Source organism: Cupriavidus sp. TMH.W2, assembly GCF_050847365.1.
In the GTDB taxonomy this organism is placed as follows: Bacteria; Pseudomonadota; Gammaproteobacteria; order Burkholderiales; family Burkholderiaceae; genus Cupriavidus.
Genome location: NZ_CP193793.1, coordinates 449986 through 473039, shown reverse-complemented (window position 1 = coordinate 473039; position 23054 = coordinate 449986). Strand labels below are relative to the sequence as shown.

22 protein-coding genes are annotated in these 23054 nt (G+C 66.0%); 12 read left to right on the top strand and 10 right to left on the bottom strand.

Annotated features, from left to right (window positions below):
• Positions 1 to 15 precede the first annotated feature (15 nt).
• The 5 genes from ACREYQ_RS19735 to ACREYQ_RS19715 form a co-directional block, all read right to left on the bottom strand.
• Positions 16 to 1134, bottom strand: a complete 1119-nt coding sequence (locus ACREYQ_RS19735; RefSeq protein WP_432261869.1) for a Re/Si-specific NAD(P)(+) transhydrogenase subunit alpha — start codon at positions 1132 to 1134, stop codon at positions 16 to 18.
• 103 nt (positions 1135 to 1237) lie between these two features.
• Positions 1238 to 2032 (bottom strand): TauD/TfdA dioxygenase family protein, encoded by a 795-nt coding sequence (locus ACREYQ_RS19730; RefSeq protein ID WP_432262606.1) that lies wholly within the window; start codon positions 2030 to 2032, stop codon positions 1238 to 1240.
• Between the two features lie 34 nt (positions 2033 to 2066).
• Positions 2067 to 3038: a zinc-binding dehydrogenase gene (locus tag ACREYQ_RS19725; RefSeq protein WP_432261868.1), complete on the bottom strand. Its 972-nt coding sequence runs from the start codon at positions 3036 to 3038 to the stop codon at positions 2067 to 2069.
• Between the two features lie 61 nt (positions 3039 to 3099).
• Entirely contained in the window at positions 3100 to 3465 is a 366-nt protein-coding gene (locus tag ACREYQ_RS19720) for a hypothetical protein (protein ID WP_432261867.1), read from the bottom strand.
• The gene (locus ACREYQ_RS19715) at positions 3455 to 3916 is read right to left on the bottom strand and encodes a hypothetical protein (RefSeq protein ID WP_432262605.1); all 462 of its coding nucleotides are present in this window, start codon (positions 3914 to 3916) and stop codon (positions 3455 to 3457) included. Before ACREYQ_RS19715 ends, ACREYQ_RS19720 begins: the two co-directional genes overlap by 11 nt.
• 217 nt (positions 3917 to 4133) lie before the next feature.
• Between ACREYQ_RS19715 and ACREYQ_RS19710 the strand changes: the two genes are divergently transcribed.
• The 6 genes from ACREYQ_RS19710 to ACREYQ_RS19685 all read left to right on the top strand — a co-directional run bounded on the left by ACREYQ_RS19710 (position 4134) and on the right by ACREYQ_RS19685 (position 12462).
• Positions 4134 to 4424 (top strand): UxaA family hydrolase, encoded by a 291-nt coding sequence (locus ACREYQ_RS19710; RefSeq protein WP_432261866.1) that lies wholly within the window; start codon positions 4134 to 4136, stop codon positions 4422 to 4424.
• A 5-nt stretch (positions 4425 to 4429) separates the two neighbouring features.
• Entirely contained in the window at positions 4430 to 5584 is a 1155-nt protein-coding gene (locus ACREYQ_RS19705; protein ID WP_432261865.1) for a UxaA family hydrolase, read from the top strand.
• A gap of 6 nt (positions 5585 to 5590) precedes the next feature.
• On the top strand, positions 5591 to 6295 hold the full coding sequence (locus tag ACREYQ_RS19700; RefSeq protein WP_432261864.1) for a GntR family transcriptional regulator: 705 nt from the start codon (positions 5591 to 5593) through the stop codon (positions 6293 to 6295).
• Complete coding sequence (locus ACREYQ_RS19695; protein ID WP_432261863.1) at positions 6292 to 7326, top strand: Ldh family oxidoreductase; 1035 nt, start codon at positions 6292 to 6294, stop codon at positions 7324 to 7326. The genes ACREYQ_RS19700 and ACREYQ_RS19695 overlap by 4 nt, the downstream gene beginning before the upstream one ends.
• A gap of 91 nt (positions 7327 to 7417) precedes the next feature.
• Positions 7418 to 10984, top strand: a complete 3567-nt coding sequence (locus ACREYQ_RS19690) for an indolepyruvate ferredoxin oxidoreductase family protein (RefSeq protein ID WP_432261862.1) — start codon at positions 7418 to 7420, stop codon at positions 10982 to 10984.
• Positions 10985 to 11139: 155 nt separating this feature from the next.
• Entirely contained in the window at positions 11140 to 12462 is a 1323-nt protein-coding gene (locus ACREYQ_RS19685) for an MFS transporter (RefSeq protein ID WP_432261861.1), read from the top strand.
• Positions 12463 to 12588: 126 nt separating this feature from the next.
• Here ACREYQ_RS19685 and ACREYQ_RS19680 read toward each other — a convergent pair whose 3' ends face one another.
• Complete coding sequence (locus ACREYQ_RS19680; protein WP_432261860.1) at positions 12589 to 13431, bottom strand: GntR family transcriptional regulator; 843 nt, start codon at positions 13429 to 13431, stop codon at positions 12589 to 12591.
• Positions 13432 to 13589: 158 nt separating this feature from the next.
• Here ACREYQ_RS19680 and ACREYQ_RS19675 point away from each other — a divergent pair, with 158 nt between their 5' ends.
• From ACREYQ_RS19675 to ACREYQ_RS19650, 6 genes are all read left to right on the top strand, one after another.
• Entirely contained in the window at positions 13590 to 14471 is an 882-nt protein-coding gene (locus tag ACREYQ_RS19675; RefSeq protein WP_432261859.1) for an isocitrate lyase/PEP mutase family protein, read from the top strand.
• A complete protein-coding gene (gene leuC / locus ACREYQ_RS19670; RefSeq protein WP_432262604.1) occupies positions 14471 to 15871 on the top strand; it encodes a 3-isopropylmalate dehydratase large subunit in 1401 nt (466 codons plus the stop codon). The genes ACREYQ_RS19675 and leuC overlap by 1 nt, the downstream gene beginning before the upstream one ends.
• A 2-nt stretch (positions 15872 to 15873) precedes the next feature.
• Positions 15874 to 16500: a 3-isopropylmalate dehydratase small subunit gene (gene leuD, locus ACREYQ_RS19665; protein WP_432261858.1), complete on the top strand. Its 627-nt coding sequence runs from the start codon at positions 15874 to 15876 to the stop codon at positions 16498 to 16500.
• Between the two features lie 158 nt (positions 16501 to 16658).
• Positions 16659 to 17141, top strand: a complete 483-nt coding sequence (locus tag ACREYQ_RS19660) for a YbhB/YbcL family Raf kinase inhibitor-like protein (RefSeq protein ID WP_432261857.1) — start codon at positions 16659 to 16661, stop codon at positions 17139 to 17141.
• A gap of 35 nt (positions 17142 to 17176) precedes the next feature.
• On the top strand, positions 17177 to 18613 hold the full coding sequence (locus tag ACREYQ_RS19655; RefSeq protein WP_432261856.1) for an MmgE/PrpD family protein: 1437 nt from the start codon (positions 17177 to 17179) through the stop codon (positions 18611 to 18613).
• A gap of 34 nt (positions 18614 to 18647) precedes the next feature.
• Entirely contained in the window at positions 18648 to 19643 is a 996-nt protein-coding gene (locus ACREYQ_RS19650) for a Bug family tripartite tricarboxylate transporter substrate binding protein (RefSeq protein ID WP_432261855.1), read from the top strand.
• A 158-nt stretch (positions 19644 to 19801) separates the two neighbouring features.
• Here the strand turns inward: ACREYQ_RS19650 and ACREYQ_RS19645 are convergent, their stop codons facing one another.
• The 4 genes from ACREYQ_RS19645 to ACREYQ_RS19630 all read right to left on the bottom strand — a co-directional run bounded on the left by ACREYQ_RS19645 (position 19802) and on the right by ACREYQ_RS19630 (position 23028).
• Positions 19802 to 20341 (bottom strand): TlpA disulfide reductase family protein, encoded by a 540-nt coding sequence (locus tag ACREYQ_RS19645; protein WP_432261854.1) that lies wholly within the window; start codon positions 20339 to 20341, stop codon positions 19802 to 19804.
• Positions 20331 to 21374: a transporter gene (locus ACREYQ_RS19640; protein ID WP_432261853.1), complete on the bottom strand. Its 1044-nt coding sequence runs from the start codon at positions 21372 to 21374 to the stop codon at positions 20331 to 20333. Before ACREYQ_RS19640 ends, ACREYQ_RS19645 begins: the two co-directional genes overlap by 11 nt.
• A gap of 326 nt (positions 21375 to 21700) precedes the next feature.
• On the bottom strand, positions 21701 to 22048 hold the full coding sequence (locus tag ACREYQ_RS19635) for a cupredoxin domain-containing protein (protein ID WP_432261852.1): 348 nt from the start codon (positions 22046 to 22048) through the stop codon (positions 21701 to 21703).
• 35 nt (positions 22049 to 22083) lie between these two features.
• Complete coding sequence (locus tag ACREYQ_RS19630; protein WP_432261851.1) at positions 22084 to 23028, bottom strand: metallophosphoesterase family protein; 945 nt, start codon at positions 23026 to 23028, stop codon at positions 22084 to 22086.
• Between the last annotated feature and the right edge of the window lie 26 nt (positions 23029 to 23054).

Below are 23054 nucleotides of genomic sequence, written 5' to 3'. Positions count from 1 at the left end.
TCCTTGATTGCCGGTTCAGCTTGCCAACGCCAGTTCTTCGCGCCGCGTCATCAGGCAGGCCGCGACGATGTCGTCGTCGGTGTTGATCGCGAGCTTGCCGTCCTTGTCGATCAGCAGCTTGAGGAAATCCAGCACGTTGCGCGCATACAGCGCCGAGGCATCCGCGGCGACCATGCTGGCGAGGTTGGTGTGTCCGACCAGCACGACGCCGTGGCGCTCGACCACTTCGTCGGCCACCGTCAGCGGGCAGTTGCCGCCCTGCGCGGCGGCCAGGTCCACCACCACCGAGCCCGGCTTCATCTGCGCCACGGTCGCTTCCTGCAGCAGCACCGGCGCCTTGCGGCCCGGGATCAGCGCGGTCGTGATGACGATGTCGGCCTGGGTCGCGCGCTGGTGCACCAGCTCGGCCTGGCGCTTCATCCAGTCCGGCGGCATCGGGCGGGCATAGCCGCCCACGCCCTGGGCGATCTCGCGCTCTTCGTCGGTGAGGAACGGCACGTCGAGGAACTTGCCGCCCAGCGATTCGATCTGCTCCTTGACCGCGGGGCGCACGTCGGAGGCCTCGATCACCGCGCCCAGCCGCTTGGCCGTGGCGATGGCCTGCAGGCCTGCCACGCCCGCGCCCAGGATCAGCACGCGCGCGGCCTTGACGGTGCCGGCGGCGGTCATCAGCATCGGCATGAAGCGCTGGTAGTGGTGCGCGGCCACCAGCACGGCCTTGTAGCCGGCGATGTTGGCCTGCGACGACAGCACGTCCATGCTCTGCGCGCGCGTGGTGCGCGGCGCGGCTTCGAGCGCGAAGGCGGTGATGTTCGCGGCGGACATGCGCGCGTTGTTCTCGGCATCGAAGGGATTGAGCATGCCGACCAGTACGGTGCCTGGCTTCATCTGCGCGAGTTCGGCGGCGTCCGGTGCGCGCACCTTCAGCACCAGTTGCGCGCCCAGTGCCTCGGCAGCGCCGCCGATGCGCGCGCCCGCGGCCTCATAAGCGCTGTCGGTCTGGCTGGCACGCAGGCCGGCGCCACTCTGCAATATGACCTGGTGGCCTTGGGCCACGTATTTCTTCACGGTCTCCGGCGTTGCGGCGACGCGCGCCTCCCCCGCCCGCGTCTCAGTCGGGATCCCTATCTGCATTGCAATCTCCGTTTGGTCCCGTGCGCAATCCGGACGGGCATCCTTGGTGCCGGGCGCCCCATGCCGGATCAACGGCAAGGGGCACCGGTAGTGGCGGTACCACTCAGCGGGGTACTTCCCCTTCCAGCGTGACGCGGTTCAGTACCCGCTGGGCATTGCCGTAATCGTGCACGGCGTAGTGCATGGTGCAGCGGTTATCCCACATCACCACATCGCCCTCCTGCCACATATGGCGGTAGACGTTGTCCGGCGACACCGAGTGCGCATACAGGAAGTCGAGCAGCGGGCGGCTCTCAGCTTCGGTCATGCCTTCGATGCACTGTGCGGTGTCGGGGTGGCCGACATAAAGCGCCTTGCGTCCGGTCTCAGGGTGAGTGCGCACGATCGGATGCACGGCCGTCGGCACCTTGTCCGAACCGGTCATCCTGGCCAGCCGCGCGCCCGAGAAACGCGCCCGCAGCCCCTCGATCATGCGCTGCATCGCCGGCGACAGGCGGTCGTAAGAGACGTACTGGTTGCACCACATGGTGTCGCCGCCGATGGGGACGGTGACCGCCGAGAGGATTGAGATCTTCGGTGGCACCTCGGTATAGATCGAGTCCGAATGCCAGGCCTCGGTCGAGGCGGTTTCCTTGGGGATCCTGGTGACCTGCGCCAGTTCCGGGAACTCGGTCAGGCCTTTGAGCAGCGGGTTGCCCTGCACCGGCTTGCCCCAGCGCCGGGCAAACGCAACCTGCGCGGCCGGCTGCAGATGCTGGCCGCGGAACACCAGCACGCCATGCGCCAGGAAGGCCCGGTGCAGGATCTCGAAGCTGGCGTCGTCGAGCGGCTGGTTCAGGTCGACACCGGTCACGGCTGCAGCCACGGAGCCGGTCAGCGGCTTGATCTGGATTGTCATCATGTCTCCTCTTTTCTATGCCTTATCCATGCATTCAGTCGACCAGCAACACGATCTTGCCGACGTGCTGGTCTTGCTTCATGTACGCATGCGCGGCGCCGATGTCGGTCATGGCAAAGGTCCGGTCGATCGGCAGGCGCACGCGACCCGCGCGCAGGAACGGCAGCATGTCGCGCGCGCAGGCCTGGATGCACTCCAGCCGCTCCTGTTCCGTGCGGGTGCGGAAGGTCACGCCGATGAGCTGCAGGCGCTTGAGCCAGAGCTGCGCCAGGTCGATCTGGGCGGTCGCCGAACCCAGCCGCGCGATGTTCACCAGGCGGCCCTTGATTGCCAGGCTTTTCATATTGGCCTCGAACACCGGGCCGCCGACGGTATCGATGATGATGTCGACACCCTTGTTGTCGGTGGCACGCATGACCGCCTCGACCTGGTCGTCCCGCGAGGCGTCGATGCCGACATCCACGCCGAACTGGCTGACCTTGTCCAGCTTGGCCGCCGAGCGCGACGACGCGATCACGGGCCGGGCGCCCATCAGCGAGGCGATCTGGATCGCCGCCATCGCCACGCCGCCCGAAGCGCCATTGACCAGCACCGACTCGCCCGCCGCCAGCCGGCCGTTGGTGACCAGTGCGTCATGCGCGGTGATAAAGACATTGGGGAACGCCGCGGCATCGATCCACGACAGGCCGTCCGGCACCGGGATCAGCGCCATCGGGTCGGCCACCACGTACTCGGCCTGGCAGCCGCGGCCATGGCCCATCACGCGGTCGCCCTTGCGCCAGCCGCTTACGCCCTCGCCGACTTCCGCGATCTCGCCGGCAAATTCGACGCCGGTGGTGATCGTGTTGCCCGAGCGCAGTTCGGCGGCCTGGTTGATCTCGCCACGGTTCAGGCCGGCAGCGCGCACCCTCACCAGCACCTGCCCCGCTGCCGCCGCCGGCACGGGAATATCCTGCACTTCGACCTTGCCGCCCTCGGGGCCCGGCACTACGCGGACTGCCTTCACTGCTGTCTCCTTTTCCTGTCTCTCGACGTGTCTCTTGCCGTGTCTGTTGCAAATACCTGGTCTACGCGCTGCCCAGCGCCGTCGCACGGATCAGCGACAGCAGCTCCAGCGCCCGTTCGGCGGCAGCTTCCCCACCCGGATGGTTGCCGCGTACAAATGGCGCCCGCGTGTCCTCGATGGCGGCCAGCGCGTGCAGTGGCTGCTCCGCCGCCACCGCCAGCCGCCGGAATTCATTGACCGTCAGCAGGTAGGTGTGGAACACGTCAGCCTGCGGCGACGTCGCGCCGTGCTTGTGCAGCAGCGCGTTCAGCCAGTGCGTGCCTGCCAGCATCGCGCCTTCGATGGTCATCTCATAGTCAGCCCCGGTGCACTTGCGCACCGAGGCCTCGATGCTGCGCGCCATCGCCATGTGCTGTTCAATGTCCATGCCGGTCTCCCTCCAGGCGGGCTTCCAGCAAGTCCAGGCAGCGACGCAGCGCGGCGTCGCACCCCCGCGCAATCTCGGCCGTTGGTGCCAGCCCCTCGCGCAGGCAGGGATCGCGGTAATGCTCGATGTGCTCCATCGCTTCCATCATCTCGGCGATATCGGCAGGCACCGGCCCCTCCACTTTCGGGCGGCCCACATGCAATACGTCGCCCAGCGGCCGGAACGCCGGCCTCAGGCCGCCATCGGGCTGCGGCACCAGGTAGACGCCTGGCTGCGTCGGGAACCGGTCGTCATCAAGCGTGACGCCCGCCATGTGCAGTGCTGCATTGACGGCATGGGTGCCGGCGGTCATGCCTGCCCAGAACCACAGGCCGAAATCCTCGAGCGGATCCAGGCGTGCGCGCAGGGCCTGCAGCTTCGTGATTTTTTCCTTGTGTGACATGACGTTCATGTCTGCCTTCTCCGTTGATTCACTGCGTCGATGCTCCGGCGCGGACAACATCGCCGTTGTCATGACGATAGACAGCGGCCGGGCCGATGTCAATAAACTTCTATATAGGACTTCCACCGCATGAGTAGTGGTTTTCGCTGAGTCAACCCATTTATCCTTGACTATATGGCGGCCGACTCTCTACATTGGATCCCAATACCTATACAGGAGTTTGCCAATGCCCCGAGCCATCGTACTGAACCCGGCCGACAACGTGGCCACCCTGCTGGACGCCGGCCAGGCTGGCGACGCCTGCGCGCTGGAAGGCGAGCGACAAGGCCGCCTGGTGCTGCTGCAAGACGTGCCGTTCGGCCACAAGATCTGCATCGCCGACACGATCGAGGGAGAAACCATCCTGAAGTACGGCCAGGTCATCGGCCGCGCCAGCCGTGCGGTCCGGGCCGGCGAACACATGCACGTTCACAACATCGAGTCGGCGCGTGCCCGCGGCGACCTGAAAAAGGGGTAATGCAGATGACAACAACCTTCCTCGGATACCCGCGCGAGAACGGCGCGGTCGGTGTACGCAACTGGGTCGCGGTGGTTTCCGTGATGGACAACTGCAATCCGGTCACCCGCACCATTGCCCGCACCGTGGGCGGCTGCATTCCGGTCACGACGCTGTTCGTGCGCGGACAGTTCGGCGCCGACCTGGATTTCGCGTTCGAGTCGCTGGCCGGCCTGGGCCGCAATCCCAATATCGCCGCGGTGCTGCTGGTAGGCCTGGAAGAATCGTCGACGGAAGAGGTCGCACGCCGCATCCGCGCCACCGGCAAGCCGGTCGAACGCGTGCACCTGCAGCCCGACGGCACGGTCGCGTGCATTGCCGAAGGCACGCGCAAGGCCAGCCGGCTGTCGCTGGCCGCGTCGAAGGCGCGCCGCGTGCCGTGCCCGGTGTCGTCGCTGGTGATCGGCGTCGAGTGCGGCGGTTCGGACACCACCTCCGGGCTCAGCTGCAACCCGGTGATCGGCCGCATGGCGGACATGGTGGTCGCCGGCGGCGGCACCGTGATCATTTCCGAGACCTCGGAATTCATCGGCGCCGAGCACCTGTTCGCCGAGCGCGCGGTCGATGGCCGGGTGCGCGAGGCCTTCGTCACGGCGGTGCGCAATATGGAAAACCTGGCGATCTCGCGCGGCGTCGACATGCGCGATGACCAGCCTTCGCCCGACAACAAGCGCGGCGGCCTGACCACGGTCGAGGAAAAGGCGCTGGGCGCCATGGCCAAGGCCGGCACCAGCCCGCTGGTGGGCGTATTGCGCTACGGCGAGGCGCCGCAGAAGAAGGGGCTGCATTTCATGGACGCGCCGGCCGCGGCAGTGGAAAATCTCACTGCGCTGGCTGCCGGCGGATGCCAGCTCACCTTTTTCGGCACGGGGGTGGGCAATCCGATCGGCAGCATGGTGGCACCGACCGTCAAGGTGTGTGGCAACGTCAATACCCTGCACACCATGGCCGACAACATTGACTTCGACGTCAGCGGAGTCCTGCAGAACGGGGACAAGATCTCCGACCTCGGCGAGCAGCTGTTTGGCTATGCGATGGACGTCGCATCCGGCACGCGGCTGACCAGCGAGGTGCTCGATATCCGGGAGACCGCGGTCAGTCGATTCGCACTGAGCCTCTGAACAACCATGACCAAACTTAGCAGCGTCTCCGACGCGATCATCCGCTCCATTGAATCCGGCGCACTGCGCGAGGGCGACCGTCTGCCCTCCGAAGGCGAGCTCGCCAGCTTCCATGGGGTCAGCGTCGGCACGGTCCAGAAGGCATTGGCACGGCTCACGCACTCCGGACTGATCACACGCGAACAGGGACGGGGCACCTTTGTCTCCGGGACACGCGTGGCGCCGGCCGACGTCCGCTATCTGCGTTTCCGCGACGAACAGGGCAACGAGCTGCCATCCTACGTCCACGCGCGCTCGGTGAAGCGGATCAAGCGCAAGGGACCGTGGTCGGAGTTCCTTGCCGGTGAAGGCTATGTCCGCATCGAGCGCGTGATCAGCGTCGGCGGCCGCTTCGACCTGTACAGCGAGTTCTGGCTGCGCGAGGAAGACTTCGCGCAGCTCGGCGGGCTGGACCGTGATGCGCTGGAGAAGAACCTGCGCGAGCTGATCGGCCAGCGCCTGTCGCTGCCGACGTTGCGCGTGGACCAGTGGATCCGCTTCGGCCAGGCCCCGGCCGCGGCCGCGCAGGAACTTGGCCTGGATCCCGAAGCGCCGGCATTCATCATGGAGTTGCGTGGCTACACGCTGCGCGACCAGCCGCTCTACTACCAGTCGGTCTATGCCGCCCCGTTCGCGGAGCGCCTGATGATCGTGCGGGAGAAATCGACATGAGTAACCGCTGGAACACCGACCAGCTCGCGCGCTGGGCCGCCGCCGTGTTCGAGTCGTGCGGCGTGGCGCCGGACCAGGCGACCGAAGCCGCCGCCGCGCTGGTGCGCAGCGAACTGCGCGGCTACAAGACGCATGGCCTGACGCGGGTTCCGTCCTACGTCGAACGCCTGCGTGCGGGCGATTTCAACCCGCGCCCCGAGATGTCGCACAAGGCCTTCCCGGGCGGCATCGTGCTGGATGCCGACGGCGCCATGGGCCAGATCGCGGCCCCGCGCGCCGTGCAGCTCGGGCTGGAGGCGCTGCGGTCGAGCGCATCCGTGCTGGTTGCCGTGCAATCGTGCGGCCATCTCGGCGCGCTCGGCATCCCGGCGTTGCTGGCCGCCGAGGCCGGCGCCTTCTGCATGGTCGGCCAGCGCACGCCACCCGTACTCGGCATGGAAGGCTTTGCCCGCGCCGCCATCGGGCACAACCCCATCGCCTTCGGCTGCCCGCTGCCGGGCGCGGCGCCCATCGTCTTCGACGTGGCCTGCAGTGTCGCCGCGCGCGGCCATATCCTGCTGGCCGCCCGTGAAGGCAAGCCGATTCCCGAAGGCTGGGCGCTCGACGCCGACGGCCACCCGACCACCGATGCGCAACGCGCGCTGGAAGGCTCGCTGCTGCCCACCGGCGGGCACAAGGGCATTGGCATCGCCATGATGGTGGAGTGCCTGGCCGGCGCCATGGCCGCCACCGCCGACTCGCTCGCTCCCGCGCGCAACACCGTCGCCGGCAGCGGCGCGGTCGGCCGCCAGGGCGGTTTTGTCTGGCTGGTCAAGCCGGACGCCTTTGCCGGCAAGGAGCTGTTCGCCGAATACATGGCGCAGTGGACCGGCAACTATCTTGCTGCCGGCGGCGCCAACGCCCGGCTTCCGGGACACCGCGGCGATACGCTCGAGCGCGAAGGCCGCACGCAAGGCATCACCCTGCCCGACGCCGTCGTGCGGGCGCTGGATACGCTAGGCCGGGAACTCGGCATCCCCCTCCCCGGCTAGCGCCGCTTTCGTCACCAGTATTGCCAGAGATCCGGGTGCAGACGCACGCCGGCAGGCCCCGTTCAACCCTGTTTGCCTGAAAACCGCCACGATGAACGCTCCCACACTCCCCGAAGCGGCCCGGCAGGCCTTGCAAGCCGTGTCGATCGACGACAAGTACGCGCTGGACTCCGGCCGTGCCTACATGAGCGGTGTGCAGGCGCTGGTGCGCCTGCCGCTGCTGCAGCGCAGGCGCGACGCCGCTGCCGGCCACAACACCGCCGCCTTTATTTCCGGCTACCGCGGCTCGCCGCTTGGCAGCTATGACCAGGCACTGTGGCAGGCAAAGAAGCATCTTGCCGAGAACCACGTGGTCTTCAAACCCGGCGTCAATGAGGAACTCGGCGTCACCGCGGTCTGGGGCTCGCAGCAACTGGAGTTCGATGCCGCCAGCAGGCGCTACGACGGCGTGTTCGGCATCTGGTACGGCAAGGGCCCGGGCGTCGACCGCAGCGGCGACGCGCTCAAGCATGCCAACCTCGCGGGCACCTCGCCACTGGGCGGCGTGATCGCGCTTGCCGGCGATGACCACGTCTCCAAGAGCAGCACGCTGGCCCACCAGAGCGACCACACCTTCATGGCTTGCGGGCTGCCGGTGTTCTTTCCGGCCAACGTGCAGGACATCCTCGACCTCGGCGTGCATGCCCTGGCCATGAGCCGCTTCAGCGGGCTGTGGGCCGGCATGAAGACCGTGCAGGAGGTGGTGGAATCGGGCGCTTCGGTGATCACCGACTCGGATCGCGTGCGGATCGTGCTGCCGGACGACTTCGCCATGCCCGACGGGGGCCTGCATATCCGCTGGCCCGACGATCCGCTCGGGGCCGAAGCGCGCATGATGGAGTTCAAGTGGCCGGCCGCGCTCGCCTACGTGCGCGCCAACCGCCTGAACCGCAACGTGATCGAGGGATCCGGCGACCGCTTCGGCATCATCGCCAGCGGCAAGGCCTACAGCGACACGCGCCAGGCCCTGCTCGACCTCGGGCTGGATGACGCCACCTGCCGCGCGCTCGGCATCCGGCTGCACAAGGTCAGCGTGGTATGGCCGCTGGAGCCCGACAGCGTGCGCGACTTTGCGCGCGGGCTGCGCGAGATCCTGGTGGTCGAGGAAAAGCGTCCCGTGATCGAGCAGCAGCTCAAGGACGAGCTGTACCACTACCCGCCCGATACCCGCCCGGCCGTCTTCGGCAAGTACCACCACGCCGACGGCGCCGGCGGCGAATGGAGTCACCGCAAGCCCGCCGAGGACTGGCTGCTGCGCGCCAAGGCCGACCTGTCGCCCGCGCTGGTGGCCAAGGCCATCGCGCAGCGGCTCCAGGCGCTGGGCGTGCCGGCCGACGTGGCGGCGCGCATGGATGTGCGCCTGCGGGAGATCGACGCCAGGGAACGCGCCACCAGCCAGGGCGATGCGCGCGCCACCGACCGCCTGCCCTGGTTCTGCCCGGGCTGCCCGCACAACACCAGCACGCGCGTGCCGGAAGGCTCGGTCGCGACCGCCGGCATCGGCTGCCACGGCATGGTGGTGTGGATGGACCGCTCGACCACCTCATGGTCGCAGATGGGCGGCGAAGGCGTGCACTGGATGGGCCAGGCCCCCTTCAGCAAGCGCACCCACATGTTCGCCAACCTGGGCGACGGCACCTACAACCACTCCGGCCTGCTGGCGGTGCGCCAGTCGATCCATGCCGGCGTCAACCTGACCTACAAGATCCTGTTCAACAGCGCCGTGGCCATGACCGGCGGCCAGCCGGTGGACGGCCAGCTCGACGTCCCGGCAATGACGCGCGAACTGGCCGCCGAAGGTGCGCGGCAGATCGTGGTGGTGACCGACGAACCCGGGAAGTACAAGGGCGCCGGCAATCTCGCCGCCGGGGTCACCGTGCGCCACCGCGACGAGCTCGATACCGTGCAGCGCGAGCTGCGCGAAGTGTCCGGGGTGACCGTGATCATCTACGACCAGGCCTGCGCCACCAAGAAGCGCCGCGAGCGCAAGCGCGGCACCATGGTCGATCCGGCGAAGCGCGTGGTCATCAACGAGCTGGTGTGCGAAGGCTGCGGCGACTGCTCCGTGCAGAGCAACTGCCTGGCGGTGCAGCCGGTGGAAACCGACTTCGGGCGCAAGCGCAAGATCAACCAGGACACCTGCAACAAGGACTTCTCCTGCACCAAGGGCTTCTGCCCGAGCTTTGTCACGGTCGAGGGCGGCAAGCTGAAGACCCCCGCCCCCACGACGGGCGGCCGCGCCGCGCCGCCGGCCATTCCGATGCCCAGGCTGCCGGACGCCGGCAAGCCGCAACGCATCGTGGTGGCGGGCATCGGCGGCACCGGCATTGTCACCATCGGCGGCGTGCTGGGCATGGCCGCCCACCTTGAAGGCAAGGGCGTGATCACCCAGGATGCGACTGGCATGGCGCAGATGGGCGGGGCTACCTGGAGCCATATCCAGATCGCCGCCAGCCCGGACGCCCTGCATGCGAGCCGCGTCGACATGGCCATGGCCGACCTGGTGATCGCCTGCGATACCGTGGTCGCGGCCAGCAAGGCCTCGCTGGCCGCGATGTCGCCGGCGCTCACCTATGTGGTGCTGAACAGCCATCTCACCCCGACTGCGGCCTTTGTCCGCAACCCGGACTGGGATCCGCAGACCGGCGAGGCCGTGGCGCGGATCGCGCAGTCCGTCGGCGAAGGCCAGCTCGCCAGCTTCGACGCCGAACAGGTGGCGAAGCAGGTGCTCGGCCAGTCTATCTACGCCAATCTGCTGCTGCTCGGCTATGCCTGGCAGAAAGGCAAGGTGCCGCTGTCGCATGCGGCCCTGATGCGCGCCATCGAGCTCAACGGCGTGCAGGTCGACAGCAACAAGGCGGCCTTCGAATGGGGCCGGCTGTGCGCGCACGATATGTCGAAGCTGCCCGCGCAGCCGGCTGGCTCGCAGGTGATCCAGTTCGTGCGCAAGGTGCCGGTCGAGGAACTGGTGGCAAAGCATGCCGAGTTCCTGACCGGTTACCAGAACCGGGCCTACGCGGCGCAATACGAGGCCTTTGTCGGTCGCGTGAAGGCAGCGGAATCGGTCCTCGGCGGGACCCGCCTGACCGAAGCCGTGGCCCGCTCGCTGTTCAGGCTGATGGCCTATAAAGACGAATATGAGGTGGCTCGCCTGCATAGCGGGGCCGCATTCCGCCAGCAGATCGCATCGATGTTCGAAGGCAAGGTCCGGCTGGTCCATCACCTGGCCCCGCCCCTGTTTGCGCGGAAGAACCAGGCCGGCGAACTGGTCAAGGGCACCTATGGCCCGTGGATGCGCACTGCGTTCGGCGTACTGGCCCGTTTCAAGGGCCTGCGCGGCACGGCATTCGATCCCTTCGGCTACACCCAGGAGCGCAAGGAGGAGCGGGCCCTGATCGGTGCATACCGGCGCAGCGTGGAAGCCATGCTGCCGGCACTTGCCGCGCACAATCTCGACCTGGCGCTGGAGATTGCCCGGCTGCCGCAGGAGATCCGCGGCTACGGCCACGTCAAGGCGCGCAACCTGGCGGCCGCCCGCACGCGCTGGGAGCGGCTGATGGCGCAATGGCAGCAGGGGGACGTCGTGCCGGGACAAGGCAGGGCTACTGAAGCGGCATAAACCAGAGACTGCAGCCATCAAGCAGACCGGATTCCGGCTGGATTAAGGCAGCACCGCCCTGGCTAAGCCAGCCAGCCGGGCCGCCCCACGCCAGCCAGCGCTTCCGACCAACAACAGCGCGCGGCGGCATCATGCCGCGGCACCAGGAGACAGCCTTGCCCCTCGATCCCACCACCATGGCTTCCCCAGTAGCCACGCCCACTCCGGCCGAGGACAACCCCAGAGCCATGTCCAGGGTGTCCGCCATCACCGCCATCACCATCGGCGGCGCCCTGGAGCTGTATGACTCGGGGGTGTACAACTTCTTCGCCACCCTGATCATTCCCCTCTACTTTCCCATTGGCAATCCGCTCGGCCAGTTGCTGCTGTCCTTCGGCACCTTCGGCGCGGGCTACCTGATGCGCCCCCTGGGTGGACTGGTGATCGGCGCGTACGCCGACCGCCGCGGCCGCAAGCCCGCGGTGCTGCTGTCGATGTGGCTGATGGCGTTCAGCGCCCTGATCCTCGTGGTAACGCCGACCCATGCGCAGATCGGCTACATTGCCCCGGTCCTGATGATCCTGGCACGCCTGATCCAGGGCTTTGCCATCGGCGGTGAAATGGGCTCTGCCAGCGCCATGCTGCTGGAGTATGCGGACGAACGCTCGCGTGGCTTCTACACCAGCTGGCAGACGGCCAGCCAGGGCATTGCCGCCGTCTTCGCCGCGCTGGTGGCGCTTGCGCTCAGCCATACGCTCAGCGCCGATGCCCTCGAGCATTGGGGCTGGCGCGCCGCCTTCCTGCTCGGCATCCTGGTGATCCCCATCGGCCAGCTGATCCGCCGGCGCCTCGAGGAAACGCTGGTGCCGCCGCCGCGCAAGAAGGCGGCTGCCGGCGGATGGCAGCTGATGCGCCAGCACTGGCGTGAGCTGTTAGCCAGCGTGCTCCTGATGACGGGCCTCGCCGCGGCCGTGCACCTGATCGCCTACTACCTGCCGAACTACGCCACCTTCCAGCTGCATATCCCGCGCGGCGACGCCGTCTGGGCCGGCTTCGTGGCCGCCGCCATGATGGTGGTGTTCGGTCCGGTCGCGGGCTGGATGTGCGACCGCGTCGGGCGCCGCACCATGGTGTGGTGGTCGCGTGTGGTGCTGCTGCTGATGGCCTATCCGGCCTTTTTCCTGCTCAATGCCTTTCCGTCACTGACTTGCCTGTTGGTGGTGGTTGGTTGCCTGGCCATACCCATGGCAATGACTTCACCCGCCACGCTGGTGCTGGTGAGCGAGGTACTGCCACAGCGCCTGCGGGCCACCGGCATGTCCGTGACCTACTATGTGGCCATCGCGATATTCGGCGGCTTTGCCCAGCTGTTCTCGACTGTGCTGATCCACCTGACGGGCAATCCCAATGCGCCGGCGTTCTACCTGATCGGCTGCGGTCTGGTCTCGCTGCTCGGGTTGACCATGGTGCCGGAGACGCTCGGCCGCAAGCTGTCCTAGGCGCAACGCCGTTGCTGAGGCAGGTGGGGCGGGTGTTTCATGAGGCGGCCAAGGTGAGCGACATCACGCCCGGCATCGGCGAACGAGATATGGAGCGGCTACGTAGTGGCGAAGCCCGGGCGCCCCTCAGAGATCACCGTTGGTCAAAATATCGTGAACGACCTGGCCGGCGCTCAACGTGTTTATCCGATCGGCGGGAATGTCCATGAGGATACGGCTTCGCTCCGGACTCAGATAGACAGTCAGATACTGGATCGGGTGCCCTTCCGGATCGTGGAGCAGACGTACAAGCTTCAGCAGCGGAGCTCCGACTTCGGTCTGCAGCCAGCCTGCATAGGTTGGGTCGGCAAGTTGCGCGGTTATCTCCTGCACAACGCGGCCGAATTTCACTCCCTGGGCCATCAGGATTTCAAACAAGGCGTGCTTGCGCAGCGCCGCCGCGGATACGCGTTTGCCAAGCGCTGCGGGTACCCAGGCGTCCGTCAGCATCACTGGCATACCCTCCATCTTGCGCAGCCGCAGGGCATGCACCGCTGCTTCTCCGGGCTCCAGTTGCAGTACCGCGGCAACATCTGGCGGCGCCGGGACTCGTTCGACATTTAGTACTTCGACTTCCGTCTCGCGCGCAGTCTGGCGCAATCCGTCAATGACACTCAGCGTCGGGCCGCTCCGGCTCGCAAGGGTGCTCGCTTTGACGAACGTACCCAGCCCATGTCGGCGTTCTACCAGGCCCAGTGCAGCCAGGTCCGCAAGCGCACGCCGCACGGTGATACGCGAGACGCCAAAGCGCTCGCACAGCGTCTCTTCCTTTGGCAATGCCCCCGACTCGGCATACACACCGCGTGTGATCTCGTCGCGTAAAACGATGAAGAGTTGTCGATTGAGCGCAGTGCCAGGGACGCGGGCGCGAGGTGGGGTGACAGGAGACGAGCGCGGCATAACGTGATGATCCAGGAGCGTGATGAGCATAGCACACGGACATAGCACAGGGGCGCGGGCAAAGTCACCGCATTCAAAGAAATCCATTGACCGCCGAATCTAGTTGTATCTAGAATATAAACACATAAACACTGTGCCGACCACGCCGGATCGGACGCAGCCGAGATACCCTTTCACAGGACTCACGGATGACCCCCGTACAAGCTCTACGCCAGCGCCTGAACGCGCCCGGCATGATTATTGCCCCTGGCGCCTACGATGCAATTGGGGTACGACTGATAGAACAGGCTGGGTTCCCGGCCTGCTACATGACCGGTGCCGGCACTGCGGCCGCGAGGGGGTTCCCGGATTTCGGCTTGCTGACCATGACTGAAATGGTCGACAACGCTGCGATCATGGCCAGGGCCATCGCGATCCCGCTGATCGCGGATGCCGATACCGGCTACGGCGACGAGCTGAATGTGACCCGCACCGTGCGCGAGTACGAGTCGCGGGGGGTGGCCGCGATCCATATCGAAGATCAGGTGGCGCCCAAGCGTTGCGGCCACCTTGACGGCAAGGAAGTCATCTCGCGGGAGGCGTTTGTCTCCAGGATCCGTGCAGCGGTCGAAGCCCGGCGGACCCCCGGGTTCGTCATCATCGCCCGTACGGATGCGCGTGCGATGCTTGGTATCGATGAAGCCATCTGGCGAGCAAATGCGGCGCTCGAAGCGGGTGCGGACGTGGCGTTCGTGGAAGCGACCCAGACCATTGAGGAAGCCGCCCTTGTCCCCAGGGTTGTTGGTGGCCCCTGCCTGCTTAACGTTGTTCCTGGGGGCCGCACACCTGTTTTCGATCTGCGCGAGGCAGAGCAGATGGGCTACAAGCTGGCGATCCTGCCAGGGCTCTTGCTCAAGGCCACCATCGAAGCTGGCGATGCCGCGCTTGCAGCGCTGGCGGCCACGCACACTGCGCCGGCCGTGTCGGCCAGCGTTGCCCAGAGCTTTCGCCGCTTCGGCGCCGATGAATGGGACAACCTGCGCCAGCGCTTTAACGCGGGTGCACGCGCCACGCATCCCGAGAGCAAATGATGCCGCGCACCCTCTTCGACAAGCTATGGGACGCGCACGTGGTGCGCGAACTTGGCGATGGCTGGGCACTGCTGCATATCGATCGCCACCTGCTGCACGACTTGTCCGGTCCGCCGGCTCTGATGGAGGTGGCATCTCGCGGGCTATCGCTCCACGACCCTGCACTGGTGTTCTCCACACCCGATCATGCGGTATCCAGCCAGCCGGGCCGCGACGGCAACACCTATGCGCCAGGCGGAAGGCTGTGGGAAGTGTTGCGAAAAGCGTCGCAGGCAGCTGGCATCAGGATGTTCGATCTTGGCCAGGCAGGCCAGGGCATTGTTCACGTCATGGGGCCCGAACTGGCGATCGTGTTGCCGGGGCTGACGGTGATCTGTGGTGACAGCCATACCTGCACCAACGGCGGCCTCGGAGCGATGGCCTTCGGTGTCGGATCGTCCGAGAGCACCCATGCCCTTGTGACGCAGACGTTGCGCCAGCAGAAACCAAAGCGCATGCGCATCCATTGCGAAGGCGAACTGCCCCCCGGCGTGACGGCCAAGGATCTGATCCTGCATATCATCGGTCAACTCGGAGCCGCAGCCGGTGTCGGGTACGCGATCGAGTTCGATGGAACGGCGATCCGCAAGCTCGATGTGGAAGGCCGGCTGACGCTCTGCAATCTCACCGTGGAGCTTGGCGCGCGTTTTGGCATGGTGGCGCCGGACCAGAAGACCGTCGACTGGGTGCGCGGGCGCACCTACGCGCCGACCGGCGCCTCGTTTGAGCAAGCCGCCGCCTACTGGCGCACCCTTGCGACGGACGAGGATGCGACATTCGACAGGGAAGAATGGATCGATGCCTGCGCCGTGGTGCCCACGATCACGTGGGGAACGAGCCCGGAGCACGCGATTCGTATTGACGGGATGACGCCGAGCCTGGCTGACATATCGGACCCCGCCAGGCGCGACGAGATCGCTTCAGCGCTCGACTACATGGGGCTCCAGCCGCACGCGCCTATCGTCGGCACACCGGTTGACTGGGTCTTCATAGGCTCCTGCGCCAATTCACGCCTGTCCGACCTGCGGGACGCGGCCGCGGTTGCGAGGGGAAGACGTGTGGCCCCGGGCGTGACAGCCTGGGTTGTGCCAGGCTCCGAGAACGTCAAGCGTGCCGCCGAGGCCGAAGGATTGCACGAGGTCTTCGAAGCGGCAGGCTTCGTCTGGCGGGAGCCAGGCTGCAGCATGTGCGTGGCTGCCAATGGCGAGCAAGTTCCGTCGGGAGGGCGTTCCGTGTCGACCTCGAACAGAAACTTCGTCGGGCGACAGGGGCCAGGCGCCCGTACGCATCTTGCCAGTCCAGCCATGGCTGCAGCAGCGGCCGTGACTGGTCGAATCACTGACGTGCGGAGCCTGAAATAGCCATGCAACCATTTACCGTAGTAGTGGGCGCGGCCGCCCCATTGATGCGCGCCAATGTCGACACCGACATCATCATCCGGATCGAGCGCCTCACCAGCCTGTCGCGCGACGAACTCGGGAAGTACGCCATGGAGGCTTTGCGCTTGCGGCCGGACGGCGGCGAAGAGCCGGCTTGCATCCTGAACCGGCCGATGTTCCGTCAGGCGCCGGTGCTTCTTGCGGGAAGCAATTTTGGCTGCGGATCATCGCGCGAGGGTGCAGTGGCTGCCCTGATGGGCATGGGCGTGCGTTGCGTCATCGCCCCGAGCTATGGCGACATCTTCTACAACAATTGCTTCCAGAACGGGCTTCTGCCAATTGTGTTGCCAGCGGCCGCGATCGAGGCACTGGCGGTGCAGTGTGAGCAAGGGGCGCCGGTACGAGTGGACCTCACCACCACAACACTGACCGCCCCCGATGGGTCAGCGATCCGGTTCACCATCGATCCGCTGCGGCGTGAAGGCTTGCTGAACGGGCTGGACGACATCGGACTGACACTGCAGGACGACGCCTTGATCAGGGCATGGCAAGCGGAAGACCGCGCACGCCGGCCGTGGGCGTGGCCTGCGTCCGGCGAGGCGGTGTCATGAGAGCGTGGACGAAGCACCCCTGGGTGCTCCGCTGGGCGGGCCTGCTAATGCGCGGACGGCGTGCCGGTGAGCAGACGCTGGCCAGCAGGAGGCCGGCGCTGGCAGCGCTGCCCGCGACAATCGCGTTGCGCAGCCCGGGATATGCCAACGGTGAGGTCATGCCGCGCTCAGCTGCGGGAGCAGGGGTGGGCGAGAACCGATCCCCTGCACTGATATGGGAAGACGTGCCGCCCGCGGCGACCCACTGGCTGCTGCTGGTCGAGGATCCGGACGTGCCGCTGGCGCGGCCCATCGTTCATGCCCTGTGCTGGGGCGCGGCTGCCATCCGGCGACTGCCGGAGGGATGCCTGACGCCGGCAACCTGCCCGGCTGGCGTCACGCTCGGCGTGAACGGACTAGGAAACGCGCAGTACGACGGGCCCCGGCCACTTCCCGGGCATGGTCCGCATCGCTATGTGTTCCAGTTGTTCGCACTGAACGCAGCGCCGCCAGCAGCGGACAACGACCGGTTGCTCCGTTGGCTGGATGGTAACGCCATAGCAACAGGGTGTCTCATCGGCGTATTCCAGCGCGACTGGCGCGGCCGCGCGATCAATCCGCCTGCCGAGGCCCGTAAGCAATCCGCACAGTCGGCCCTATAAACCTGATTCAGTCTCAACCCCGGCACTCATCAATCATGTCTGATGCAATCGGCAAAATTCTTCCTCCCACCGATCCCGATGGCCCCACTGGCAAGCTGGCTTCCTGGCTTGCAGGCTTGCGCCTTGAGCACGCGCCAGCAGCCGCGCGTGAGCGGGCCAAGGCGCTGACGCTTGACGGCATTGGCTGCGCGATTGTCGGCGCACAACTGCCCTGGTCACAGACGGCGGTAGAGATCGTCACGAAGACCGAAGGCAACGGCGATCGCACGATCGTTGGCTGGGGGGCAAAGACCAGTGCCCCTGGCGCGGCCCTGCTCAATGGCACCTTCATCCAGGGCTTTGAGCTGGACGACTACCACCCGCTCGGGCCCCTGCACAGTGCCTCGCTCGTCCTGCCCGCGCTCTGGGCTGCCGCCGAGGGCGAGCAACGTATCAGTGGCCGGCAGTTCCTTGAGGCCGCGATGGCCGGCTACGAAGTCGGGCCGCGCGTGGGAATGGCGTTGCATGGTGGCCAGATGCTGTCCCGAGGCTGGCACTCCGGTTCAGTCTTCGGCACGCACGCGGCTGCCGCCGCCGTGGGCAAGCTGTTAGGCCTCGACGCAGCGCGGTTTGAGGATGCGCTGGGACTGGCGGGTACGCAGTCCGCAGGTCTGATGGCCGCCCAGTACGAAGCCATGTGCAAGCGGATGCACCACGGCTTCTCAGCGCGCAACGGCATGTATGCGGCGATCCTGGCCGCCGGCGGCTACACCGGCATCAAACGGGTCTTCGAGCGGGAGTACGGCGGCTTCCTTTCGACCTTCGGAGAAGGGCATGACCCCGATGCCAGCCAGATCACCGACGCACTCGGCGAGCGCTGGGAGGTTGAGCGGATCGTGATCAAGCCATATGCAGCCATGGGCGGCATTCATGCACCGCTGGACGCGTTGTTCGATGTCGACGCCAGGCGGAGGCTTCGTGCCGAGGAGATCAGCCGTATCGAAGCTGACGTTACCCATGCCGTCTATCACCATGGCTGGTGGGTACCCGAGCGGCCGCTGACGCCAATCGGCGCGCAAATGAATATCGGCTACGCCCTCGCCGTCGCGGTGCTGGACCGCGCCGCGCTTGTTCCTCAGTTCTCGCCCTCCCGCATCGACAGCGACGACGTGTGGGCGCTCCTGCCGCGTATCGATGTCAGGCACGAGCCGTCGTTCGACGCAGGTGGCCAGCGCGGCCGCGGGCGCGTACGGCTCGTGGTCACCTTCACGGACGGCGAACGGATCGAAGTCAATCGCCAGATGTCTCGTGCCGTCGAGAGTCCGCAAACCAACGATGAGGTTGCCGAGAAATATCGTGCATTGACGCATGACCTGATCGAGCCCGAACGGCAAGCGTCAATCGAGTACATGGTGCGCAATCTTGAAACGCTCGATGACGTGCGCGACCTGCTGGCCCTGCTGGCGCCGCCGGTCAAGAGCCCGTTCGCATAAGGGCCGACTACCAAAAGAACTATCGGAGACAGAGATGATTTGTAGACCGGTTCGAAGAAAAGTTCTGGCCGGGCTGGGGATGCTTGCGTTGGCGTCGACAGCCCTGCTGCCAGGGCATTTGATTGCCGCACAATCCCAATGGCCCGATAAGCCGATGCGCCTTGTGTTGCCGTTCTCCGCCGGAGGCCCGGGTGACATCACCACGAGATTCATCGCGCACGCGCTTGGAAAGCAGCTCGGTCAGACCGTGATTGTCGACAACAAGCCAGGGGCAGGCGGCGTCATCGGTTCGGCGTATGTCGCAAAGAGCCCGCCGGACGGCTACACCCTGCTGGTTGCGGGCAACGGGGCCGTTGCCAACGGGCTGCTGCGGGTCAGGATGCCCTACGCAGAAGGGGATCTGATACCGGTTGTCAGTACCAACTCCGCGCCGTCTGTCATGGTTGCCGGATCGGTCGTACCGTTCAGGGATCTGAAGTCCCTGCAAGCCTATGGCAAGGCGAAGGGCGGCATCACGTTCGGCACGGCCGGCCCTGGAAGCACCGGGCATTTCGTCGCGGAAATGGTCGAATCCGCGCTCGGCATACCGGTGACGTTGATTCACTACAAGAGCGGCGCGGAAGCACTGAACGCCGTGATCGGGGGTCAGATCGATCTTGCCTCGGAGTCGCCCGTCGGCGTTGTGGGCTTCGTACGCAGCGGAAAGCTGAAGCCGATTGCCGTAACGGACGACCAACGCGCTCTGGCCATTCCGGATGCCCCCACGTCCGCCGAGCAGGGGTTTCCCGCCATTCGTATGCTGCACTGGGGCGGGATCTACGCCCCGAAGGGAACGCCTGCACCGATCATGGATCGCGTCGCCCAGGCGATGCTTGCGGCGTTCCAGGGCGATAGCGACCTCCGGGCACAGTTGGAGAAATATGGCTATCGCCCGGAAACCGGAACCCGGGCAGATTTCACGCGGTTTATCGAGACCGAGAAGAATCGCCTCGGCAAGATCGTTCGTGATTCGCACATGACCCTCGACTAGGGGCGGTTACCGGCGGGCCGGCGCCCGTCCTGACGGCACCTCGGAGCCGACTTCGGCAGCGCATCAGCTTCCAGGCAGAGGCCGCAGCACATCCTGGAGCGCTGGCTGTGGCTGTTGCGGCTCGCGGATGTCCGGGCTATTCGAGTGAGGATCTCCAACTACCGCTTGAGCAAGGGCGTGACGACCTGCTCCAGCCTCTGCGCTGTCCACGCCGGACTGGCATCGTCCCAGCCGTTTTCGGCAAGCATCCCCGCGCGATCGATGGTGAAGTTCACGGGCAGGCGCCAGATCCGGCCGTAGCCACCGGCGTAGGCACTCCCCAGCAGCCCGACCGGAAAGGCAAGGCCGGCAGCCAGCTTGCGCACGTCGGCGATGGAATCCGGCGTGTCCAGGCTGAAGCCCAGCACGCTCAGCCCTTCGCCCGCGTGTGCCGCCGCATAGGCCGACAGGACCGGAAGCTCGGTGTGGCACGGGCCGCACCACGTTGCCCAGAACGTGAGCACCACGACCTGGCCGCGCAAGTCTCGCGTATCGATGGTGCGTCCGTCGAGCGTGCGCAGTGTCAGCGGCGGCGCAGGCCGACCCACCGCCAGGCTTTCCGCACGGGCCGGTGTGTGCCAGCCGCCAACCGCGGGGGCGCAGGCCAGGGCGGCGGCGGTTCGCATCCAGTCGCGCCGGGACGACACATCAGAACGCATAGCTCACCCCCACGTTGCCGCTCCAGCGCGGGAATAGCTGATACCCCTTGAGGTTGCTATAGATTGCCCGCTGCACGAAGGCGTACATGTGCACGTGTTCGCCTACGGCCACGGTGACGCCAGGGCTCAGGTAAAGCACGCTGCCTCCCGTGCTGATGGTATCGGCGAGTGCGCCCTGGTCCGTGCTTTTGCGGGTGAAATTGAACTGCAGCTGAGGGACCATCTTTGGGTCGGCGACGTAGCGCAGGCCGCTGCTCACGGTCAGGAGATTGCCGGGGCGATAGTCCGCATTCACGTCGCGCAGCCGTTGCATCAGCGCCGCCTGGAACTGGCCGTTGACGAAGGCGTCGAAATTCTGGCTGACCGGCTGGTAGTAGTACGCCCCGAGGATCAGGTCCGTGCTGCCGGTGCCGGGTTGCAGGCTGGCGTCGAGCGCCTGGCCCGCGGCCGCATTCGGGCCTGAAGAGAAGAACACCGGGCGGCCCACGGTGGCGCCGGTGACGACATTCTGGCCGCCGTAGGCGCCCGTGGGCAGCTTCACGCCAAGCTGCACACCGAGGTTTCGCGTGGGCAGGAAGCCCTGGTAGGTGCCGATGAGCTTGATATCGCCCAGGCCGCTGGCGGTCACACCGCTGACGTTGTCCGGCGTGAGCTGATCCGAGGTCGCATTGCCATAGGTGGTGTGGCTGCGGTCGATGATGGGGACAATGGTGCTGAAGCTCCAGCTGCTGTTCGGGCTGTAGGTCAGGCCCAGGTTGTAGTAGCGGTTGATCGTCTGTTTCTCCACCTCCTGGCTGCCTCCGGCATCGTTGACGGCGGCTAGCTGGGAGGCGGGGACTGCGCCAGTCCCGTGGCGCAGCTGGTTCTGCGGGATAAAGCTGTAGTCGAGGCTGACGCGCCAGCCCGGCATGGTTGAGTAGCCCATGGCGGCATCGGCGCTGAGCGAGCAGCCACAGGTCGCGCATGCTTGCGCGGCAATCGGCGCCGCAACAGTGGAAGCAAATAGGAGGCGTGAAAGGAGCTTGGATGCCATGCTGATGCGATGAATGAGCGCTGTCTCGCAATGCGAGATGGTGAAGCAGATGGGCTGGCAGCGCCCGCTTGCAGTTCCGTCGACCAAATCCAGGCCCGCGTACCGGGGCCGGGAGTCAGTCACATCATGAAAATGTTGAATTGGCGCCACAGCAGATGGCCGGATGCGCCAATTTGCGGGGATTATCCCACCGCGAGGTGCGGATCGGCGCCGCCGCCGACGTGCGGCGGAACGTCGCACGTCGCGTTGCAGCCCCACGCCTCGCCCGAGCTGCGGGGGCCGGATAGCTCACATCGGCCGGCGGCGCTAACGCCTGTAGCGCGCACCTACTGGACGGTGACTGTCGCCTTCATATTAGGGTGTATGCCGCAGAAGATCTTGTACACCCCCGGCTTGTCGAACTTGAAGCTGAAGGTGTCATTCTGATCCAGTGCGCCGGAGCGGAACAGGCCGGCGTCGTTGACAACCGAGTGCGGTTCGCCATCAAGATTCTTCCAGGTCAGGGTCGAGCCAGCCTTGATCGTGAGCGACATCGGCGAGAACATGAAATTCTTCACAACGACGACATTGCTTTCCTGCGCTTGCGCGAAGGAGAACCCGGAAACCGATGCCGCCACGAGCATCGCGACCCCGAGGGGGACGACGAAGGCGCGGCGAAGGATAGTCGTAAGCATGATGTTGCCCCTGGTTGGTGAGCCGTCCATGGAGTTCAGGCGAGCGTCGTGTCGGCAAGCGTCGTCTGGAATGGGTGGCGCATGATCTTGATGCTGGTCACGCCAAGCATCCTGGGAAGCTGATCACCCGGCACAGTCAGCGGCATGGGTCCGGGACCATCGCCTGCCGCCGGTTGCGGATAGGCCGTCGAGCGCGCCGTGTGGAAGGTGATATTGCCGTCCACCTTCGAGACGATCTGGTGGATATGGCCGTTCAGGACAGTGACCGAACCGAAGCGCTTCAGATAGCTCATCGCCTCGCCGGCATCGCCGGTGCCCCAACCCCACGGTTGGTAGATCGTCCACATTGGCATATGCGCGAAAACGACGATCGGCGTGCTGGACGAGCGGCCCTTCAGATCGGCTTTCAGCCAGGCGAGCTGGTCGTCGCCCAGCCCCCCCAGGCCGTTCGGCTTGAAATGCATCACGTTGACCAGGCCGATGAAATGGACGCCACTGTGGTCGAAGCTGTAGTAGCCCTTGTTGCCGGAGGCTTGCCCGAAACGCTTGAAGTATTCCGTCCCAGGCCCATCGGTGACATCGTGTTCGCCGGGCACGGTATGCAACTCGGTGATACTCAGCCCCGACATCAACTGGGCCGCGTGGTCAAACTCTTCGGCCCTGGAAAGATGCGTAATGTCGCCCGTGTGAATCGTCAGCGCCGGCTTGACCGGCATCGCATTGACGAAGTCGATCGTCTGCCTGAGCGTGCCGGCGACGTCGGGATTGGCTTCCTTGTTGAAGCCAATATGCGTGTCGCTGATCTGCAAAAAAAGCGGGACGCCGGCGTCAGCCGCGCGCCCCTTCCCCGAGGCGGAAAGGGCAAGTTCCACCGGCGTGAGAACACCGCCGGCCAGGACAAAGACGGTGCCCGCACCACCGAAAGCGAGACACTTCAACGCGTCGCGGCGCGACGGATTGGATGGAAGATCTGATGACATGGTGCCCTCACGAGTAACGATCGAGA

Excerpts from the sequence above, each read along its gene's own strand:
- ACREYQ_RS19655 (WP_432261856.1), top strand. The coding sequence starts at position 17,177 with ATGTCTGATGCAATCGGCAAAATTCTTCCTCCCACCGATCCCGATGGC.
- ACREYQ_RS19715 (WP_432262605.1), bottom strand. The coding sequence starts at position 3,916 with ATGAACGTCATGTCACACAAGGAAAAAATCACGAAGCTGCAGGCCCTG.
- ACREYQ_RS19630 (WP_432261851.1), bottom strand. The coding sequence starts at position 23,028 with ATGTCATCAGATCTTCCATCCAATCCGTCGCGCCGCGACGCGTTGAAG.
- ACREYQ_RS19730 (WP_432262606.1), bottom strand. The coding sequence starts at position 2,032 with ATGACAATCCAGATCAAGCCGCTGACCGGCTCCGTGGCTGCAGCCGTG.
- ACREYQ_RS19680 (WP_432261860.1), bottom strand. The coding sequence starts at position 13,431 with ATGCTCATCACGCTCCTGGATCATCACGTTATGCCGCGCTCGTCTCCT.
- ACREYQ_RS19720 (WP_432261867.1), bottom strand. The coding sequence starts at position 3,465 with ATGGACATTGAACAGCACATGGCGATGGCGCGCAGCATCGAGGCCTCG.
- ACREYQ_RS19735 (WP_432261869.1), bottom strand. The coding sequence starts at position 1,134 with ATGCAGATAGGGATCCCGACTGAGACGCGGGCGGGGGAGGCGCGCGTC.
- ACREYQ_RS19710 (WP_432261866.1), top strand. The coding sequence starts at position 4,134 with ATGCCCCGAGCCATCGTACTGAACCCGGCCGACAACGTGGCCACCCTG.
- leuD (WP_432261858.1), top strand. The coding sequence starts at position 15,874 with ATGCAACCATTTACCGTAGTAGTGGGCGCGGCCGCCCCATTGATGCGC.
- ACREYQ_RS19675 (WP_432261859.1), top strand. The coding sequence starts at position 13,590 with ATGACCCCCGTACAAGCTCTACGCCAGCGCCTGAACGCGCCCGGCATG.
- ACREYQ_RS19635 (WP_432261852.1), bottom strand. The coding sequence starts at position 22,048 with ATGCTTACGACTATCCTTCGCCGCGCCTTCGTCGTCCCCCTCGGGGTC.
- ACREYQ_RS19640 (WP_432261853.1), bottom strand. The coding sequence starts at position 21,374 with ATGGCATCCAAGCTCCTTTCACGCCTCCTATTTGCTTCCACTGTTGCG.
- ACREYQ_RS19695 (WP_432261863.1), top strand. The coding sequence starts at position 6,292 with ATGAGTAACCGCTGGAACACCGACCAGCTCGCGCGCTGGGCCGCCGCC.
- ACREYQ_RS19700 (WP_432261864.1), top strand. The coding sequence starts at position 5,591 with ATGACCAAACTTAGCAGCGTCTCCGACGCGATCATCCGCTCCATTGAA.
- ACREYQ_RS19645 (WP_432261854.1), bottom strand. The coding sequence starts at position 20,341 with ATGCGTTCTGATGTGTCGTCCCGGCGCGACTGGATGCGAACCGCCGCC.
- ACREYQ_RS19660 (WP_432261857.1), top strand. The coding sequence starts at position 16,659 with ATGCCGCGCTCAGCTGCGGGAGCAGGGGTGGGCGAGAACCGATCCCCT.
- ACREYQ_RS19705 (WP_432261865.1), top strand. The coding sequence starts at position 4,430 with ATGACAACAACCTTCCTCGGATACCCGCGCGAGAACGGCGCGGTCGGT.
- ACREYQ_RS19690 (WP_432261862.1), top strand. The coding sequence starts at position 7,418 with ATGAACGCTCCCACACTCCCCGAAGCGGCCCGGCAGGCCTTGCAAGCC.
- leuC (WP_432262604.1), top strand. The coding sequence starts at position 14,471 with ATGCCGCGCACCCTCTTCGACAAGCTATGGGACGCGCACGTGGTGCGC.
- ACREYQ_RS19650 (WP_432261855.1), top strand. The coding sequence starts at position 18,648 with ATGATTTGTAGACCGGTTCGAAGAAAAGTTCTGGCCGGGCTGGGGATG.